This window comes from Streptomyces sp. 184, assembly GCF_045781775.1.
Taxonomy (GTDB): domain Bacteria; phylum Actinomycetota; class Actinomycetes; order Streptomycetales; family Streptomycetaceae; genus Streptomyces.
The window spans coordinates 7,317,280-7,335,647 of record NZ_CP123230.1; the positions used below are offsets into that span (position 1 = coordinate 7,317,280).

The 18,368-nt window shown below is 74.0% G+C and carries 18 protein-coding genes; 5 read left to right on the plus strand and 13 right to left on the minus strand.

The genetic code is table 11. From position 1 onward, the window contains the following. Positions 1-6: 6 nt before the first annotated feature. The 11 genes from QBL21_RS31095 to QBL21_RS31145 form a co-directional block, all read right to left on the minus strand. Positions 7-3,045, minus strand: coding sequence for a LysM peptidoglycan-binding domain-containing protein (locus QBL21_RS31095; RefSeq protein WP_407565556.1), 3,039 nt, complete (start codon positions 3,043-3,045; stop codon positions 7-9). Positions 3,046-3,374: 329 nt separating this feature from the next. Next, the gene (locus tag QBL21_RS31100) at positions 3,375-3,743 is read right to left on the minus strand and encodes an SH3 domain-containing protein (protein WP_407565557.1); all 369 of its coding nucleotides are present in this window, start codon (positions 3,741-3,743) and stop codon (positions 3,375-3,377) included. A 161-nt stretch (positions 3,744-3,904) separates the two neighbouring features. After that, a complete protein-coding gene (locus tag QBL21_RS31105) occupies positions 3,905-4,399 on the minus strand; it encodes a TadE/TadG family type IV pilus assembly protein (protein WP_407565558.1) in 495 nt (164 codons plus the stop codon). Continuing rightward, the gene (locus QBL21_RS31110) at positions 4,396-4,791 is read right to left on the minus strand and encodes a TadE family protein (protein ID WP_407566624.1); all 396 of its coding nucleotides are present in this window, start codon (positions 4,789-4,791) and stop codon (positions 4,396-4,398) included. The genes QBL21_RS31105 and QBL21_RS31110 overlap by 4 nt, the downstream gene beginning before the upstream one ends. A 103-nt stretch (positions 4,792-4,894) precedes the next feature. Beyond that, positions 4,895-5,404, minus strand: coding sequence for a TadE family protein (locus QBL21_RS31115; RefSeq protein WP_407565559.1), 510 nt, complete (start codon positions 5,402-5,404; stop codon positions 4,895-4,897). 30 nt (positions 5,405-5,434) lie between these two features. Further along, entirely contained in the window at positions 5,435-5,683 is a 249-nt protein-coding gene (locus tag QBL21_RS31120) for a hypothetical protein (protein ID WP_388897023.1), read from the minus strand. Positions 5,684-5,720: 37 nt separating this feature from the next. After that, on the minus strand, positions 5,721-6,665 hold the full coding sequence (locus QBL21_RS31125; protein ID WP_407565560.1) for a type II secretion system F family protein: 945 nt from the start codon (positions 6,663-6,665) through the stop codon (positions 5,721-5,723). Next, positions 6,665-7,585, minus strand: a complete 921-nt coding sequence (locus QBL21_RS31130) for a type II secretion system F family protein (RefSeq protein ID WP_407565561.1) — start codon at positions 7,583-7,585, stop codon at positions 6,665-6,667. Before QBL21_RS31130 ends, QBL21_RS31125 begins: the two co-directional genes overlap by 1 nt. Before the next feature lie 6 nt (positions 7,586-7,591). Further along, a complete protein-coding gene (locus tag QBL21_RS31135; protein WP_407565562.1) occupies positions 7,592-8,908 on the minus strand; it encodes a CpaF family protein in 1,317 nt (438 codons plus the stop codon). Then, entirely contained in the window at positions 8,905-10,080 is a 1,176-nt protein-coding gene (locus QBL21_RS31140) for a hypothetical protein (RefSeq protein WP_407565563.1), read from the minus strand. Before QBL21_RS31140 ends, QBL21_RS31135 begins: the two co-directional genes overlap by 4 nt. A gap of 39 nt (positions 10,081-10,119) precedes the next feature. Further along, a complete protein-coding gene (locus QBL21_RS31145; protein WP_407565564.1) occupies positions 10,120-10,854 on the minus strand; it encodes a hypothetical protein in 735 nt (244 codons plus the stop codon). Positions 10,855-11,346: 492 nt separating this feature from the next. On the opposite strand from QBL21_RS31145, the gene QBL21_RS31150 reads away from it, so the two are divergent. Both QBL21_RS31150 and QBL21_RS31155 read left to right on the plus strand, forming a co-directional pair. Further along, positions 11,347-13,425: a hypothetical protein gene (locus QBL21_RS31150; RefSeq protein WP_407565565.1), complete on the plus strand. Its 2,079-nt coding sequence runs from the start codon at positions 11,347-11,349 to the stop codon at positions 13,423-13,425. Next, on the plus strand, positions 13,412-14,746 hold the full coding sequence (locus tag QBL21_RS31155) for a hypothetical protein (RefSeq protein ID WP_407565566.1): 1,335 nt from the start codon (positions 13,412-13,414) through the stop codon (positions 14,744-14,746). Before QBL21_RS31150 ends, QBL21_RS31155 begins: the two co-directional genes overlap by 14 nt. Here the strand turns inward: QBL21_RS31155 and QBL21_RS31160 are convergent. After that, entirely contained in the window at positions 14,727-15,362 is a 636-nt protein-coding gene (locus tag QBL21_RS31160; RefSeq protein WP_407565567.1) for a hypothetical protein, read from the minus strand. The two genes, QBL21_RS31155 and QBL21_RS31160, sit on opposite strands and share 20 nt — an antisense overlap. 100 nt (positions 15,363-15,462) lie before the next feature. Here QBL21_RS31160 and QBL21_RS31165 point away from each other — a divergent pair, with 100 nt between their 5' ends. The 3 genes from QBL21_RS31165 to QBL21_RS31175 are packed head-to-tail and all read left to right on the plus strand — an operon-like array spanning position 15,463 to position 17,959. Next, positions 15,463-15,759 (plus strand): hypothetical protein, encoded by a 297-nt coding sequence (locus tag QBL21_RS31165; RefSeq protein WP_407565568.1) that lies wholly within the window; start codon positions 15,463-15,465, stop codon positions 15,757-15,759. Beyond that, a complete protein-coding gene (locus tag QBL21_RS31170) occupies positions 15,756-17,114 on the plus strand; it encodes a putative T7SS-secreted protein (protein ID WP_407565569.1) in 1,359 nt (452 codons plus the stop codon). The genes QBL21_RS31165 and QBL21_RS31170 overlap by 4 nt, the downstream gene beginning before the upstream one ends. Continuing rightward, positions 17,111-17,959: a hypothetical protein gene (locus tag QBL21_RS31175; RefSeq protein ID WP_407565570.1), complete on the plus strand. Its 849-nt coding sequence runs from the start codon at positions 17,111-17,113 to the stop codon at positions 17,957-17,959. Before QBL21_RS31170 ends, QBL21_RS31175 begins: the two co-directional genes overlap by 4 nt. Before the next feature lie 24 nt (positions 17,960-17,983). Here the strand turns inward: QBL21_RS31175 and QBL21_RS31180 are convergent, their stop codons facing one another. Then, positions 17,984-18,319, minus strand: coding sequence for a hypothetical protein (locus QBL21_RS31180; protein WP_407565571.1), 336 nt, complete (start codon positions 18,317-18,319; stop codon positions 17,984-17,986). Positions 18,320-18,368 lie beyond the last annotated feature (49 nt).

The window sequence follows — 18,368 nt, forward strand, 5'->3', positions numbered from 1 at the left end:
GGACCCTCAGCTTGCCGCCCCGGCGGAGCCCGCCTGCGCCCGCCAGCCCGGCAGCAGCTCGTCCAGCAGCGCTTCCGTCCGCGGCGGCAGGCCGCGGGCGCCGTGCAGGGCCGCGGCGCGGTCGAGGAGGTCGGAGGCGGTGGCCTCCAGACGGGCGGTCTCGCCGGTGGCGTGCACCGCGCGCAGCAGCTCGTTCCACAGCCGCTCGTCCGCCGGGGCGACGACCAGCGCCGCCTGCACCGCGCCGACCGCGCCGTCCGCCTGCCCCGACTCGCGGCGCAGCGCGGAGAGCGCCAGGCCCGCGTCGGCGACGAGCAGCGGCAGTTGGGCCTCCACGATCTCGTTGGACAGCCAGCCGTACCGCCCCTGCGGCCGGTCCGCGAGCAGCGGGCCCGCGGCCAGCGCCAGCGCGTCGTTCAGCAGCCGCTCGCGCGTCTGCGGGCTCGCCTGCCGGTCGGGGTCGGTCGCTTCGAGGTGCAGCGTGCGCAGCACGTCCCAGTCGGAGACGACCGACGTGGACAGCGCCAGCCGCCCGTCCGCGTCCGGCGCGAGCCGCGCCGTGCCGGAGGGGTCCCGGCCCAGCCAGGTGACCAGCCGCTCCACGAAGGCGTCCCGCACGTCGTCGGTGACGCCGCGCGGCCACAGCGCGGCGGCGAGCACCTGCGGGTGCACGCCCTCACGGTGGAAGAGCAGCAGCGCCAGCGCCTCGCGCAGCAGCGGGCTGCGCTCGCCGTCCGGCTCGGTCAGGCCCATGACCTCGTACGAACCGAGGAGCCGCGCGTACACCGCGGGCCGGCCCTGCTCGGAGAGGTCCACGGTGAAGCCGACGTCGCCGGCGGCGCGGGTGACGGAGATGCCGCGGCCCTCGGTGCCGCTGGTCGCCGGGCCCTCGAAGCCCACCTGCGAGAACAGCTCGACCAGCGCGTCGTGCTGCTCCTCGGGCAGCCGCTGCGCGGCCAGCTCCAGGCCCAGCAGCGGGGCGCGCAGCCGCCCGTCGCGGGTGATCTCGAACTCCCACGAGGCGCCGGCCAGTTCCTCCTGCCCCGTACCGACGAGGTAGCCGATGCCCAGGCGCGAGGAGCCGCCGGCGAGGTGCGCGAGCCGGTCGGCCTCGGCCGCGGTCGGCTCGTTGGCGACGATGACGAGGTGCGGCGCCCACTGGGTGCGCCCCGTCTGCCCGGCGCGGCCGGTGAGCACGCTGTCGTGCCCGGCGTTGCCCAGGGCGTTGGCGCGCTGCGCCGACTCGGCCTCCATGACCTCGATGAGCGCCGGTACGTCCTCCAGGAAGCGCACGCGCGTCGGCGCCAGCTCCGTCAGCCGCGCCCCGAAGCCGACGACGGTCACCGACATCCGGTCCGACCAGCCGTTGGTGGCCAGCTCCGCGGCGATCGACGACAGCACCGCGAGCCGGTCCGCGGGGGCGCCCTTGACTGCGGCGATGCCGGGGACGGCCTCCAGGTTCAGCAGCAGCCGGGCCTCCTCGCGGGTGCCGAGGCTGACCAGCCCGGGGTACGGGGCCGCGGCGCCGTCGCCCTCCTCGGGCTGCGGGTAGCTCTCGATGTCGGCGCGGTCGATGCGCCAGAACGTCTGGTCCTGGCCGGTACGCCACGGGGCGGGCGGCTCGCCCGCCACGCCGGCCAGTTGCAGGTACAGGTCGGCGTCGGTCAGCCAGGCGGCGTAGATGGTGGGCAGCGGGCGGGCCTCGGCCGTCAGCGCGGCGGACAGCCCGCGCAGCGCCCGGTCGAGGAAGCTCACGCCGGCGGGGTCGGCGCCCACGAGCAGCGCGTCGCGGGCCAGCGCGGCGCGCCCGGCGGGCTCCGCGCCCGTACGGCCCGCGCCGCCGGTGTGGAACGCCGCCTGCCACAGCGCCTGCCGCCGCCGCCGGCTCAGCGCGCCGAGCACGCCGGCGGCGAGCAGCGGCGCGGCGATGAGCGCCTCGGGCAGGCCGATGCCGCCGCCGTCGCTGTGCACCTCGGGGGTGTCCCGGTCGCCGGCGCCCTGGTCGCCGCCGCTCTCCTGGGTGGGGATCTGCTGGACCTGCGTCTGCTCGCCGGCGCGGTCGCCGGAGTCGCGGTCGACGGCGGGGGTGTCGGGCACGAGGCGGTCGCCGCGGCCGGAGGTGGCCTGCTGGTTGTCGCCGCCCTTGCCGCGCTCGTCGAGGGTGGGGCTGGATCTGTCGTAGCGCTGGATCTGCTCGGCCTCGGACTTCGACACCTCGTCGTGGTCCTCGGGCATCTCGACCAGGTCGCCGCCGCGGGCGTCGGCGGGCATCTCCATGATCCAGCCGGGGCGGATCAGGCTGGCCTGGCTGAGCTTGGAGCCGTCGGGCTGGATGCGGTCCTTGTTGAGCTGGTAGATCTCGCCGTAGCGGCGGCCGTCGCCGAGGTGCCGTTCGGCTATCTCCCACAGCGAGTCGTGGTGGCGGCCCTCGGGCGGCTGGATGCGGTAGAACTTCGTGTCCCGCTCGGCCTGTTCGCGGGTGTCCTTGCGCACCTCGCCGCCGGCGCCCTGGCCCTGGGGGGTCTCGACGTCCACGGCGGGCCTGGCGGTGTCCGCGTGCTGCCCCGGGGTCTGCTGGGCGGAGGCGACCGGCGGCGGCTTGTGCTGGTCGAACTGCTGGCCGAGCTGGGAGAGGCCGGGCGCGAAGCTGGCGGCGCCGGCGGTGAGCAGCAGCACGGCGGCGACGAGTTGGCGGGCGAGCGCCTGGCTGGCGCCGGAGCCCGGCACCCGGCCGGGCATGCCCATCCCGGAGACGGCGGCCTTGGCCTCGACGAGCACGCAGGCGGCGAACTGCGCCCAGGCCAGCCAGACGACGACGGCGAAGACCTTGACGAAGACGTCGGCGGTCACGTCCTCGTTGAGCATGCTGAAGGAGGGCGCGGAGTCGGGCAGCGGCCATCCGATGAAGTAGGCGAGCGCGCCCGGTACGCCGACGACGAGCACGACGAGCGCGAGGAAGGCGAAGAACGCCCTGACGACGTCGCCGAAGGTCCTGCGCCGGATGCGTACCGGCACCGGTGTCCTGTTCGCACTGCTGCGTGCCATCGCTGGTCCTGAGCCCTCCCGGTCGGCGCGGCGCGGACCGCGGCCCCCCATGGTGCGCGCTTTCGCGCGCAGGCCGCTGGGCGGCGTCCCCGTACTTGCCCACCTGACGTTACCGAAGGCCGTTTTGGGGGTCGAGCCCAGACGGGTGACTGCCTCGTCACGACCTCGTCACCGCGGGAGTGCGGCGTACGGCGGCGGCGCCCGGGCGGCACCCGCGCGGGACGCCGTCGAGCCCCGCCCGCGCCCGCGCGCGCAAAGGCCGCCGGAGTCGCCCCGCGTGCGGCGGTGCGGCCCCGGCGGCCCGCGGTACGGGCAGCGCCCGTGCGCGGTCAGCAGTACGGGATGTGATCCACGTTCTTGACGTAGCGCGCGGCGATGAAGCCGTTGTGGGAGCTGATCTTGTACCAGATGGCGTTGCCCCACACGTCCTGGCCGTCGACCTTGCAGTCGATCCAGACGATCTCGCCGCGCGGGATGAAGCCCTTCTCGTGGGAGGCGGTGGTGGGTTGCGAGCGGATCAGGATCCCGGGCTTGGCGATCACCACACCGCGCTGCGAGTGGCTCCAGTCGTCCCAGGTCTTCACCGCGGGCTTGGCGGCGCCCGACGTCGCGGTGGCCGCCACGGGGGCCGCGCCCAGCAGCCCCAGCGCCATGGCTCCCGCGGTGAGCGCGACGGCGGTCTTCGTTCTCTTCAGCACAGATGCCCCTTGACAGTCGATCGGAGTGAGGCGGTCGCCTCGGTCCGGTTTGTATGACTATCTGACCGATGTCCGGGGGACAGCGCGTCGAGAAGGGGCTATTTCGCCCGTTTGGCAGGACAGCCTCCCGCGTACGGCCCACAGACCCGCCCCGGGTGGGCCTACGGCTCGCCGACCTCCGTGCGGGGCTCCGCGCGCGCCGTGCCGGTGGCCTCCAGGGGGCCGCTGAGGGCCAGGCCCGTCAGCAGCGGGCGGTAGCTGAGGACGATCTCGACCTCGACGTGGTCGGCCGCCGCACTCGTACACGTCGCCGCCTCGACGTCACCGTTGTGGACCGTCACATGCGACATGAACTCCTGCACCCGGCTGTCGCAGTTCTCGAACCGGATCGGCGCCTCCAGGTCCGTCTGGCCCTCGTACAGCGCTTCCTTGTCGGTGTCCTGCGCCGCGTACCGGGCCGCCTGCTCCGCGATGTCCGCGGCCCGCTCGCGCTGCGAGATCGCCAGACCGCCGTCGACCACGAACGCGGCCAGCGCCATGAACAGGAACGCGAAGATGATGACCGCGCCAGCGCCCGAGCCCCGGTCGTCGAGCCGGTCCGCCCGCCTCGCAAGGCTCCCGCGCAGCCGCGCGGCCAGGGCACGTACCCCCGTCATGCCGCCCTCCGGTACGGGTCGAGCGGCGCGGACGACGAGCCCGTCATCCGCGGGTCGATGTCCAGGCCCAGCATCCCCAGGCCCTTCACCTCGCAGCTCACCTCCACGGTGATGACGTTGCTGTCGGCGCCCGGCTCCGGCGCCGAGAAGTCGCCGGACAGGTCCACGTCCACCGGGCCGGAGCACACGTCGCCCTCCAACTGCGACTCCGCCGCCGCCTGCGCGGCGCTGCGCGCCTCGCCCACGGTGCGCTGGAGGGACGCGGCACGTACCGCGTCGCGCGCCGCTCCGTCGACCCCGCCGCGGCCGTCGACCAACTGGCCGAAGGCGACGAGGACGAGGATGAACAGGAACATCACCGGGGCGAGGATCACCACCTCGATGGTCGTCACCCCCCGGTCGGACCGGACGTCCCGGCCCCACCCCGGCTCCCCGGCCGCCCGCTCCCCCGGGCCGCCGTGCGCCTTCCTCACAGACATGGGTCCCCCGTCGCCGTCATCCCAGATCCGGTACGAACCGCTCGATCGGCCCCTCCGACTCCGCCCGCGCCCTGAGGTCGATGAACGGGAAGACGTTGACCACGCCGCCCTCCACCGACACCCCGACCCGGTCGCCGTCGGACTCGTACGTCTCGATGTCCGGGCCGGTGAGCAGCTTCGGGCCGACCGTGTTCAGCCGCTCCTGCGCCTTGGCCTGCGCCAGGCCCTGCCACCCGCCCGGGTTCGACTCCGCGGTCCTGCGCGCCTCGCGCGCCCCCGCCTGCGCGGTGGCCTGCGCGACGTGGTCCGCGAAGAAGTACAGCCCGAACTGCACCGTGGCGAAGATCATGAAGTAGAGCACCGGGGTGAGCAGCACGAACTCGATCGCCGTCATCCCGCGGTCGCCTCCGCCGGCGCCGCGCCGCCCGCTCGCCGGCCCCGTGTCACCGCCGCCGCCGTCGCCGCGGCAGGCGTCCAGCCTGCGCCGCAGCCACGCCGGTGCCTGCGGCTGTGCCGTTGTCGCCATGATCCTCAGCCCACCCCGTCAGCCGGCGGCTCAGCAGCCGTCCGCACCGGCGTTGCTGATGCAGTCCTTGACGTCGTTCGCGCCGTCGGACAGCGCCTGGTTGATGATGACCGCGACCGCGCTGACGATCGCGACCACGATGGCGGAGATGATCACCCACTCCACGGCGGAGGCGCCGCGGTCCAGTTCACCCGAGCGGGCGCGCTCCACGCGGCCGCGCAGGAAGGTGACCAGGAAGTCGATCGCCGGATTTCCGGTGCTGGTGAAGCGGTTCTTCATGACGTCGTACGTCCTCTCTGCGTAGTGGGGGGATGACTCAGACCTGCAACACGCGGATCGCCGCGGGATAGACCAGGAAGACCAGGAACCCGGCGCACAGCAGTAGCTGTGCGACGAGCATGGACTGCGACTTCTCGCCTGCCGCCCCCTCGATTTCGGCAAGCTCGCGGTGCCTCATGGTCTCCGCCCTGGACGCCAGCGACTCGCGCACCTTCGCGCCGTCGTCGGAGACCAGCGCCAGCGACGCCGACAGGTCCTTCAGCTCTTCGATCCCCAGCTCGTCGCCGAGATTGCCGAGCGCCTGCCACTGGCTGGTGCCGGTGATACGCGCGTCGGCAAGTGCGTTGCGCACCTTGCGCAGGGCCCAGCCGTCGCTGATGTCGGCCGCGGCCATCAGGGCCTCGGGCAGGCCGCGCCCGCCCGCCAGGTTCATCGCCACCAGGTCCAGGTACGCGCCGACGACGCGGCGCAGGTCCTTGCGCTTGTCGGCGGCGTCCCTGCGTACCTCCAGGTCGGGCAGGAGGAAGAAGAGCAGCGCGGCGACCAGCGCGAGCCAGACCGGGATGACCGGGTTCAGGCCGAAGCCGGCCACCGAGATCAGCGCGTACACGCCGGGGCCGAAGACCAGCCCCACCGCGGACAGCAGCACCTTCGTCGCCAGGAAGCTCTCCCAGGAGCGGTCCAGCACCGCCAGGTCGGAGCGGAGCGAGCGCTGCTCCCAGCCCTGCCGCAGATAGAACTCCGCGGCCCGCTCCCCGACCTGCGCGCGCAGCCCCCCGAAGCGCCCCTCCTCCTGCTGCTGCGCCGAGGACGTCGTCGTCCGGCCGGAGCCGCGGGCGCGCAGCGCGTCGACCCGCGCGACCGTCGCGACGGCGCCGCGGCGGCCGGGCGCGAGGGCCCGTACGAGCAGGAAGATGCCCAGGCCCATCACCGCGCCGATGACGACGGAGTACGTCAGTGTGTCCGCACCCTGGAAGTTCATCAGGAGACCTCCTCACGCGGCCGGACGAAGGCGACCTGCTGCGGCGCCTGCTTCGCGCCGGCCAGGAAGCGCTCCGGCGTCTCGATGGTCGACAGCTTGCGCAGCCACCAGAAGCCGGCCGCGAACAGGCCGCAGACGCAGGCCAGGACGGCCTGGCCGACCGGCGACCCGTACGGCTCGACGAAGCCCCGGTTGAAGACCGAAAGGCCGAGCACGAACGCCACCGATACGCTGACGACGATCTGCACGCTGCGCCGCGTCGAGGCGCGCTGCGCCATCACGCGCTGGCGCATGTCGACTTCCTCGCGCGCCGACTTCGCCAGCGCGCCCAGCACCTCGCGCAGACCGGGGCCGCGCAGCCGGGCGTTGAGGATCAGGGCCGCGATGATCAGGTCGGCGGAGGCGTCGTCCAGGTCGTCGGCGAGGTGCTGGAGAGCGTCCGGCAGCGGCGTACGGGACCGCAGCCGGTCCACCATCGCGTCCAGGTGCGGCCGCAGCGCGGGCGCCGCGGCGCGGGCGGAGGCCGGGATGGCCTGCTCCAGGCCGACCGCGCCGGCGATCGTGTCGCGCAGCGACTCCGTCCACTGGGCCAGCGCCTCGACGCGCTTCATCGCGATCCGCTCGGCCGCCGCGCCGCCGAAGAGCTTGTCCCAGAACGCCACCAGCACGCCGGTGGCAAGGCCCGCGACCGGCCAGCGGGTCAGCAGCAGCACCAGCAGGCCGGCGACCCCCGCGAGCGTCGCCCGCTGGCTGGCGAACCTGACCAGCTCCGCGGCCCGTTCGCCCTGCTGCGCCTTCTCGTGCTCCGGCTTCGCCGGCAGCCCGCGGAGCGCGACGATGAGCAGCGCGATACCGCCGCCGACCACCGCGCCGGCGAGCAGCCCGTAGCCCATCGTGACGGAGAAGACCGAACCGTTCATGTGCCGCTACCTCCAATCCCCGCTGGGCTGGTAACCGAACGGAATGAGTTCCTCGATGCAGTGGATCGGCGCGTGCGGGTGCAGCAGGCCGTCCCGGCCCTCCTTGAAGACCTCGGACGACATCACGCGGCCGTCCACGCCGTTGACCTCGCGCACCGAGGTGACCATGCGCTGGAGGCCGCCGCCCTGGTGGTAGAGGTTGCGCCGCTCCACGAAGACGACGAAGTCGATGGCGCCGGCGACCAGCATCTGGCTCGCCTCCACCGGCAGCCGCTCGCTGGCCTGGAGGGCGTACGTCGAGATGCGGTTGAACACCTCGGAGGAGCTGTTGGCGTGGATCGTGGACAGCGAGCCGTCGTTGCCCTGCGACATCGCGTTGAGCATGGTGACGATCTCGTCGCCGAGCACCTCGCCGACGATGACGCGCGACGGGTTCATACGCAGCGACCTGCGCACCAGCTCGGCCATCGTGATGGCGCCGTGGCCCTCGGAGTTGGGCAGCCGCTCCTCGAACGCGACCACGTTGGGATGCAGCTCGGGGAACTGGTCCAGGCCCAGCTCCAGCGCGCGCTCCACGGTGATCAGGCGCTCGGGCGCGGGGATCTCGTTGGCCAGCGCGCGCAGCAGCGTCGTCTTGCCGGCGTTGGTGGCGCCGGCGATCATGATGTTCTTACGGGCCCGCACGGCGCACGTCAGGAAGGAGCCCAGCTCCGGCGTGATCGTCGCGTTGCCGATCAGGTCGGGCAGGAACACCTTGCCGAGGCGGGCGCGGCGGATGGACAGCGCCGGGCGGCGGGTGACGTCCATGACCGCCGACAGCCGGGAGCCGTCGGGCAGGCGCAGGTCGAGCTGCGGGTTGGCGGAGTCGAAGGGGCGGGACGACAGACCCGAGTAGGCGCCGAGTATCTGGATCAGCTCGACGAGTTCCTCGTCGCTCTCGGCCACCGGGTCGACCTTGGCCTCGCGGCCGTCGGCGTAGCCGACGAAGACGTGGTCGTACCCGTTGATGTCGATGTTCTCGACCTCGGGGTCGTCCAGCAGCGGCTGGAGCCGGCCGACGCCGAAGAGGGCGGCGTGCACGGCCGCGGCGTACGCCTCCTCGGTCTCGGCGTCCTGCGGCGTACGGCCGTAGTTGATCTCGGATCGGGCGTAGTCCTCCAGGATCTGCGCGATGACGGCGCGGGCGAAGTGCCGCTCGTCCTCGGCGGACATGGGGGTGACGCCGGCGAGCTGGTCCTCGTGGCGCTGGCGGGCTATCCGGTCGCCGGCTTCCTGGCGGAAGCGTTTGACGAGGCCGTGGTCCACTGCGGGTCCGCTGGTCATCGGGCGGCTCCATGGCGGGGGCCGGGGCCCGTGGTGCCGGGGCCGGGGGTGGCGCCGGGGGCGCCGTAGGCGGGGTGCTGACCGGGCTGGCCTGGCTGGCCTGGCTGGCCTGGGGCGGCGGGTGCGGCCGGGGCGGCGGGCGCTCCGGGCTGGCCGGTGGCGCCCGGCCCGCCCGGGGTCTGGGGCTGCTGGTGGGGCTGCCGGCCGTGGGGCTGCTGGGCCTGGTGGGTCTGCTGGGCCTGCTGGGCCTGCTGGCCCGGCTGCTGCGGTGCGGCGCCCGCCGCCGGACCCGTGGCGCCCGCACCGTACGGTGCCTGCGGCCCGCCGCCGCCGTACGGCGCCTGCGGGGTGCCCGCGGCGGCCGGCTCGGCGAGCAGCGAGCTGCCGAAGTGCTGGTGCAGATCGCTGGCGACCTTGCGAATGGACCGTACGAGCATCGACTTCTCCGCGCGCCCGCGCCGCCGCCCCGCCAACTGCTCGGCGCCCGCGACGTCGTCCGCGACCACCCCGAGCACCCGGGCGCCCGACTGCGACGCCGTGAGCATGTCGTTGACCTGTGCGGCGACCTTCGTGGCGCCCGACGGCTCGGTGACCAGCAGCACGCCGATCAGCGGCGTGCCCAGCGCCGCCGCGCCGCGCTGCGTGCCGTGCAGCCGCGCGGACAGGGAAGACGCCCGGTCCCGTACCCGCGCGATCTGCTCGGGCAGCGCGCGGGCCACCAGCAGCACCAGCGCGGCGTGCGAGAACAGCTCGACGGTGCCGGAGTCCACGCCGACGCGACCGCAGTCCGCGATCACGTCCGCGCCGCCGTGCGGCGACTCGGCGAGCGCGGCGAACGCCCGCCCCAGCGTGGGCCAGAGCCGGGTGAGCCCGGCGGACTGGTCGGAGTTGCCGAGGCCGACGATGACGTCGAGCCCGCCGGACATCGGCTGGGCGTGGTCCCACAACTGTTCCGCGGCGATCCCGCGGCGGGCGGTGGCGGCCAGCGACAGCATGCCGGTGTTCGGGTCGAGTGAGTTGCCGTTCTGCCCGACCGAGCGGTAGACGAGGTCGCCGCCCGCCGGGTCCGCCTCGGCGAGCAGCGCACGCCGGGGCCAGACGGCGGCCAGCGCGACGGCGGTCGTCGTCACGCCGGGCGCGCCCTTGTCGGCCGCGACTGCGATCAGCGCCATGGTGAGTTCCCTCGCTCCCGTGAAGACCCGTGTACGACGTCAGCTACCGCTGGATACGAGAGTCAGGCCGACTTCCTTCTCGGACGCCGCCGCCACGAGGGGACCTGCCTGCGTCTTGTCGACGAGGAGATTGACGGTGACGGTTCCACTGGTGACCGTGCCTTCGTCGCCCTTGACGATGCGCTGCACCTTGACGCCCTCGGCGAGCACCTCGCCCTTGGCGACCGTACCGGAGGTACCGGAGGAGTCGGTGCTGCCGTCGTCGCTGCCGGACGTGCTCGGGTCGTCGCCGACGAAGTAGGCGTCCACGCGGGCGCCGTCGACCAGGCCGCCGGGCATCTGCCCCGACTCCATGGTCACGCCCACGACGGTCTGGCCGTCCTTGAGGCCCTTGCCCTCCTGGATCATCTCCGGGACCAGGACGCTGCCCGGGACGAGGTCGGTGGTGGCGTAGAACTCGTCGAGCTGGCCGCGCAGGTCCCAGCGGATGTACGGGACATCGCTGTCCTTCGGCATCATCACCTGCTCGACGTGCCTGTCGGAGATGCCCTCGCCCGCCGGGACGCGCTCGGAGATCTGCACCGCGGCCACCTGGTTGCCGGCGCGCAGCACGAGCACGGCCGTGCCCAACGCGCCCGCGAGGATGAGCAGCACGGCCAGCGCCGCCAGCGCGGGTTTGCGTTCGCGAGGAGCAAACGGCAGTCTGTCGCCGGACTGCGGAACAGGGGCGGCCGACCTGCCGCCCGCGGCTGCCGTGCGTTCCCTGGTCTTCACGGAATCACCCCGTAACTCGCCGTTTCCTGGCCGAAATTCCCCTACCTGATCGGCCGAGAACGCCGCAACAGGTTGTCAAGCCATCGAACCGTAGCAGTAGCCTAAACCCCCCTCAACCCGCGTCAGGCAACGAGAGCGTCACAGCCCATCGACAGTTCCGATAGCTGAGACGCCAACCGCGCGGAGGCGGCAAATCACCAGCTTGCGGGGGCGTGCGGGGTCCGCTACGGCGTACGCGCGGACCCTCGCACGCGCCGTGGAGCAGGGTCGGCGGCGGCGTTGGCGGGGTGCTCTGTGACAGACCTGTGGACCGGGTATTGGCGAATCCGGATATGTGCACTCGCCAACTCGTCAATAGGGTGGAATTCCGCGGGTGTCGGGGCGCGATTACGGATGTCGGTGGTCGTCGCTACGATCCGGTGGGAAAGGGGGATACACATGCGACGGCCGGTACGGCAGCGGGTGCGCGGCGGGGTTGCGGGGTTCGGGGGGATGGTGAAGCTCGTGGGGGGCGCCGGGGCGTCGGCCCGTACCGTACGCGTCCGACGGGCGGTGGCCCTCGGACTGCTGCTGCTTCTGGCGTGCCTCCCCGGCGCGGCGGCGGTCGCGGCGGACCGGGCCGAGGGAGACGGCGGAGGGCGGGCGGCGTATCTGGCGGAGCGGTTGCGGGAGAACCCCGTCTACGTCACGGACCAGGCCCCGCGCGAAATACCGCGCTCGGCGGCGGCGGAGTTCGCGAAGGCCGCGAAGCGGACCGGCGTGCCGACGTACGTCGTGCTGCTGCCGCGGCGCGGGCCGTTCGACGAGCGGCTGCTCGGCGCCGTGCACGACAGGCTGCGCCGGGACGGTCTGTACGTCCTGCTGGACAGCAGCGGCATCGGCGTCACCGCCGTGCCCTTCGGCGTCGATGTGCCGGCGTCCTCGGCGACGGCCGTCGCGCTGTACGAACTGCCCTACGACGCCGGGCCGCTGCTGACGTTCCAGCGCTTCGTGGAGGCGCTGACCGACGACGACCCGGAGGGGCGCGCGGAGGCGGCGCGGCAGAAGTACGGCAGCGACGCGGACAGCGGACCCGCCGAGGAACCGGACCGGCTGCACAGCACGCGCACCGACCGCGAGAACCAGTCCTTCCTGACCGGCATTCTGCTGGCCGGGGTGCCGCTGCTGGCGCTGATGCTGGTGCCGTACGTGCTGCGGCGGCGGACCCGGCGCCGCGGGGCGGCGGCGGGCGGCAAGCAGGCGGCACCCGGCGGCTTCGCGGGCGTCGGCAGGCGCGGGCTGACCGCGGCGGTCGCGGCGGCGGCCGTGCTGGCCGGGGGCATCGCGGTGGGCGCGGCGCTGATGTTCGACGACAAGACCTCGGACCCGGGCCCCCCGCCGACCCGGGCGGACATGGACGCCCGGCTGCACCGGGTCGCGGCGGGCCTCGCGCGGGACCCGGTGTACGTGGACCCGGAGTCGCCCGCGGAGATCGACGCGGCGGAACTGAAGGGGCTGCGCACGAAGATCGGCGGCCTCGACGTGCCGGTGTACGTGGCCTCCGTACCGATGGCACCGGAGGACGAGTCCGGCGGGCAGGGGGACACGTTCCTGAGGTCCCTCGGCCGGACGGTCGGCGAGGACGGCGTCTACGTCCTGGCCGACCCGGGCAGCGGCTACGTCAACGCCGTGGACCACGGGATCGGGCTGGACGTCGACCTGTACCTGCTGCCGGAGGAGATCGGGTACCCGCCGCGGGACGCGGAGGACGACCTGCGGCTCGGCGAGCGGGTCGGGATGCTGGTCGAGGAGCTGACCGGGGCGCGGCGCGGCGGCGGCGCGGGGCAGGCGCCGTCGCCCGTGGACCCGCCGGACCCGGTGTCGGAGGACGCGCTGCCGTCGGTCTTCGCGGGGGACTTCGTACCGGGGCTGGTCGTGGGGGCGCTGGCGGCGGCGCTGGCGTTCGGCGTGGTGGCGGGGGCGGTGGGGGTCCTCGGCAGGCGGCGGTCCCCGGTCGCCGCCGGAGCCGCGGCCGGGCCACTGTACGCGGCGCCACCGGACCCCTCGGAGACGTACCTCCGGCGCACGGCGCACGCGGAGCTGGAGGCGCTGGCCCGGGAGTTCGAGGCGGCGGACCCCGGCGGCGCGGTGCGTACCCGGGTGTGGGACTGCCTGGACGCCGCCCGGCTGCTGGTCGACGTGGCGGAGGACGGCCGCATCGACGCCGACGCGCCCCCGGAGGCGCTGGCGGCGGCGATCGTCCTGGCCCGCGCCGGCCGCGCGGCGCTCGCCCGCCCCGGCACCCCGGCGCACCTGTGCACGCTGAACCCGATGCACGGCCCCGCCCACGGCAAGCAGCGCACCCGCCTGGCACCGGGCGCACCCGCCCGCGCGGTCCCGCTCTGCACGGGCTGCCGCACGGCGGCGTCGTCGGCCCCGGCCACGGCCCACACCCTGCGCCTCACGCTCCCGTCGCCGCGCGGCAAGGCGCGCATCCCGTACGACACGGCGCCCGGCCCGCTGCGCGCGGCGGGCGCGGGGGTCCCCCGACTGATCCGCGAGGTACAGGAGTCCGCCGGTGTCCACGACTGAACGCGACCCCGGCCGCACCGCCCCGGCCGGCGCACGGGGCCCGCTGCTCGCCGCCCTGGCCGCCCTCCTGCTCGTCCTCCTCCCCGCCCCCTCCGCCCTCGCCGCGCCCAGCCCCGGCCAGGAGATCGCCGACCGCCTCCGCGACTCCCCCGTCTACGTGCACGACGCCTACACCGGGGCCGTGGACCGCGCGCGGCAGCGCGAGATCGCCGCGCGGATCGAGAAGACCGGGCTGCCGGTCAAGGTGGTGCTCGTACCGCTCGCCAAGGGCGACGACTTCGCCGGGGACCCCGGCACGCTCGCCGAGGTGGTGCGCGGGCGGCTCGGCGACGGTGACCTGATCCTCGTCACCACCAGCGAACAGGCCGACTGGCTCCAGGGCTTCGAGTGGCCCGGCGACGCGCACCAGGCACAGGACGCCGTGGGCGCCGTCGGGCACCTGGACGAGATGACCGACGCCGGGCTCGCGGCCCGCGTGGACAAGGCCGTCGAGCTGATCGCCGCGGGCAACGGCACGGAGGTCTACGACGAGGCCGTGGCCGACCTGGGCACGGACGGGCCGCCCGCGGATCTCGCGGACGAGGCGGAGAAGGGGGCGGAGAAAGGGGCGGACGACAGCGGTTCGCCCCTGCCCCCGGTCCTCGGCGGAGCGGCGGTCGCACTCGTCCTGGCCGCCGGGGCGCTCCTCTACGCCCGCCGCCGCGGCGCCGGATCCCGCGCCGCCACGGCGCCGTTCGCCACGCCGCACGCGGTTTTCGCCGCCGCCCGCGCGGCGGACGAGGCGGAGCTGAGGCGCCGCGCGGAGGAGGAGGTCGTGGCCCTGGGCGAGGCCGTACGGGAGGTGGAGGCCGACGGCTCGGACCGGGCCGCGCACCTCCACGCCGCGCTCGACGCGTACGCCGCCGCGGGCACGGTGCTCGACGGCGCCCGGAGCCGCGCGGACCTGGCAGGTGTGCTGGCCCTGGTCGCCGAGGGGCGCGACGCCATGGAAGCCGCCCGCACCCCGCGCCCCCGGCGCACCGTCCCGCTCCCCCTGTGTTTCTTCAACCCCCTCCACGGCCGCGCCACCCATCGCACCCGCTGGCGCCCCCTCGGCAGCCGCCGTCAACTCCCCGTCGCCGCCTGCGACACCTGCACCACGGCCCTGCGCGAACGCCGCGCCCCCGAGGTGCTGACGGACACGGCGGACGACCGCGAGATCCCGTACTTCGAGGTCCCGGCGGAGTCGAGCGTCTGGGCGGCCACGGGCTACGGCTCCCTCACCCGGGACCCCCTGGCCCCGCGCATCGCCCGCGGCGACTTCACCCACTCCCGCGGCTGACCGGCGGCCACTCCACCCCCGCCTGCGCCAGCACCCGGCCGTACCTGACCCGGCCGCGGCGCATGAGCGCCGCCGCCAGCCACAGGTACAGCCACCAGACCAGCGCGATCCCGCCCGCCGCGGCCAGGGGCGCGGGGTCCAGCGAGCCGTTGACCGCGAGGGCGATCAGTACGCCGAGCGGTACCGCCACCGCCAGCATCCGGAGCCGGCGGCGGCTTGAGGTGCCGTAAAGGTCCACCTTGATCCGGGCGTACAGCAGCTCCACCTCCCGCCGTGCCTCCGGGAGCGGCCTCGGCCTGCGGCCCGGGGTCAGGCCCGGGAGGGGGCCGCCGAGGGGGGCGTCCGGATAGCGGGCGCGGGTACGGGTGGCGCGGGCCACGGCGTCGGGGAGGCGCTCGAAGGCGAAGACGGGGTGGCTGCGGCTCGGCGCGTGGTTCGGCGAGAGGCCGGCGTAGCGGTAGCCGTACTGCTCGGCCAGATAGGCGAAAGCCGCAAACGTGTGCCAGGAATTCCAGGGGTTGATCGTCGTGTACGTCCCGGCGCCCCGCTCTCCGGCCTGGAGTAACGCCGACAGCCGGGACCGGAGCGGGGACCGGTTTGCGGAACGTAGAGACATGGCCTCCTCCGACTGGAACCGTGAGAGCCTGTTCCGCTTCCTATCATGCAGCGGCGCGCACGTTCGGTGGGACACCAGCTTCCGGCACCGGGGGGAATTCGTGTCATTTCTCAGGTTCATCCACGACGACGTCATGGCGATGGCCAGGACCCTCGAATCCAGCGGGGAGCGGATGAAGGAGTCCTCGAAGAAGATCGCCGACACCGACGCGGGTCTCGTCGGCCACGACGGGCTGCGGTCGGCGTGCGACGACTTCGCGGACTCGTGGAACTACGGCTTCGGCCAGCTCTCCAAGCTGACCAAGGGCGTCTCGGAGTTCGTCGTCACGGCGGCCGAGGAGTTGGAGAAGCTGGACAAGAAGCTCCACGACGAACTCCAGAAGGCGGGGAAGAAGTGACGCGCCCCGAGGACTTCCCCCACCTCGGCTTCGACCCCGCGCCCGGTGACCTCGACACCGTACGCCGCCTCGTCGCCGCCCTCGGCACGGTCACCGGCCAGAGCGGGACGGCGCAGTCGCAGCTCAAGCGGATCGGGGAGACGGACGGCATCTGGGTCGGCAAGGCGGCCTCCGCGTTCAGCGAGTCGGTCTCCGAGATCCCCCCGTACCTTCAGAAGGCCCTCACCTCCCTCAACGCCGCCCACCGCGCGCTGTCGTCGTGGGAGACGAGCCTGACCGGCTTCCAGAGCCGCGCCCGCAAGCTGGAGCGGGAGGCCGAGGCCGCCGCGGGGCGGGTCGGTTCGGCGCAGCGCGCCCTCGACGGGCTGGCGGGCGACACCGAGGGGATGACGGACAAGGAAAAGGAAGAGCACAAGAAGGACAAGAAGGGCAAGACCGCCTCGTACGACGCCGCCGCGGCCGAGCTGGCGGCGATCCGGGGCCGGGCGCGCACGCTGAACGGCGAGTTCAACGGCGACGCCGAGACCGCCGCGCGGCAGATCAAGAACGCGGCGGACGACGCGCCGCCGGAGCCCAACTGGTTCGAGCGGCGCCTCGACGACCTCGGGGACTTCCTCGACGGCGCGTGGGACGCGATCACCGACCCGAACTTCTGGAAGCTCATCGGCGACATCCTCGCCGACGTCGCCATGGTCATCGGCATCATCTGCCTGTTCGCCATCCCGTTCGGCGGCATCGCGGGCCTGGCCCTGATCGGCCTGTACGTCGGGATCGGCGCCTTCGCGGCACACGCCATCGCACTGGCCGGCGGCGCCGAGGGCATGACCTGGCAGACGCTCGCCTGGGACGCGGCCGGGGTGCTGGCGGGCGGCCTCAGCCTCGCCGGGACGCGGCTCGCGCAGTCGGGCCGGGTGCTGGTCGAGGCCGGGCGGGACCTGCGGGCCACCCAGGGCCTCGCCGCCACGCTCAGCCGGATCGGGCCCGGCGCCTGGGGCAACCTCGCCCGGCTCCCCAGCGGCGTCGCCAACTCGCTGCGCGGCTTCGCCCTCTCGGGCCAGGGGTGGACGCACGTGGCCGCGGGCCTCCTCGTCGACTGGTCGGCGACCATCGCCGGCGCGGGGTTCGCCATCGGCTCCAACATCAACCCCGGCCGGTGGACCGACAACGACTGGAACATCGCCGACTTCCCGGTCCTCGGACCGATCTCGGCGCTGACGAAGTACCGGCCGCCGGAGCCCGAAGTCGTCGCGCCCGGCCCGCTGCCGCCCCGGATCGACCCGCCCGCGATGCTGGCCTCGGCGGGCGCCAGCTTCACCCGCGGGCTCAGCCCCTCGCAGATGGGGACGGCGGCGTGACCGGTGCCTCCCGCGCCGCCGACGGCGCCCGCAAGATCCCGTACGCCTTCAGCTACCGGGTGCCGGACGAGTTCGTGCGCCTGCCCGAGACCGACACCCTCGCCGGCTGGGACGAGGCGCTGGCCCGGCTCACGCCGGACGCGAACGCCGAGGAACGCGCCGCCGCCGCACTCCAGTTGCGCCGGTTCCTGCCCCTGCTCTCCGAGGGCGGCGAGACCACCGTCCTCACCGCCATGTGCGTCGGCACCGAGGACGTGGCGGGCGAGGAACGGCTCTCCATGGGGCTGCTCGCGGTGTCCGTCCGGGCCAGCGGCCACGACGACCAGCTCATCGCCGCGGAGGGGATCTACCGCGCCAAGGAGCGGAAGTTCTTCACCGGGGAGCGCGAACCCCTGGAGCTGGACTACGAGTTGGGCAAGGGGCTCCAGGGCACGCAGGACATGCTGCTGGCGGTGAAGCTCCCCGGCGGGCCCGGGGTGATGTCCGCGTCGCTGCGGTCGCTCACCCTGCCCCGCGCGGGCGGGGCGGCCGGTGAGGTGGTCGGCGACGAGGTGGCCGGCGGGGATGCGGTGGCCGGCGAGGTGGTGGCCGACAGCGAGGTGGCAGGCAACGGGGCGGCCGGGGCACCGATGATCCCGTTCGCGTCGCTCCAGCTCATCGTGCCCGCGCCGTACGGCTACTGCGCGTACGTCACGATCGCCACGCCGTCCGTCTTCCTGCTGGACTCCTACTGCATGCGGCTCGCCCACATCGGCCGCACCTTCGGCTTCGACCCGCCCGGGAAGGCGGCGGAAGGGAGCGGCGGAACCGGGCAGGGACCGATCGGGCAGGAGCCGATCGCGTAGCGGCCGGGAGCCGGGCGCAGGCGGCTACTTGTTGCCGCCGCCCACCTGGCTCTCCTCCTTCTTCGTGCCCTTCTTCAGCTCGTTCTCCAGGTCGACGTCGACCTTGTGGGCCTCGCGCACCACGGTGTCGGACATCTCCGCCAGGCTCGACAACTGGTCGTCGATGTCGCCGCGGCCGTCCTTCCAGCCCGACTCGAAGTCCTCCAGCTTGTCGACCACGCCGCCGTCCCCGATGTCGTCGCGGTACGACTCGAAGGTGGCCTTCGTGCGGTTCATCCGGCTCTTGATGCTGCGCAGCCGCCCGCCGAAACCGTCCAGCTCGCTGAGCGGAATCGCGAGCCTGTCGCCGTCACTGCCCATGCGTCTCTCCCCCAGTCGCTGACGAAGCGGGGCGCCGCTGCACCGAACA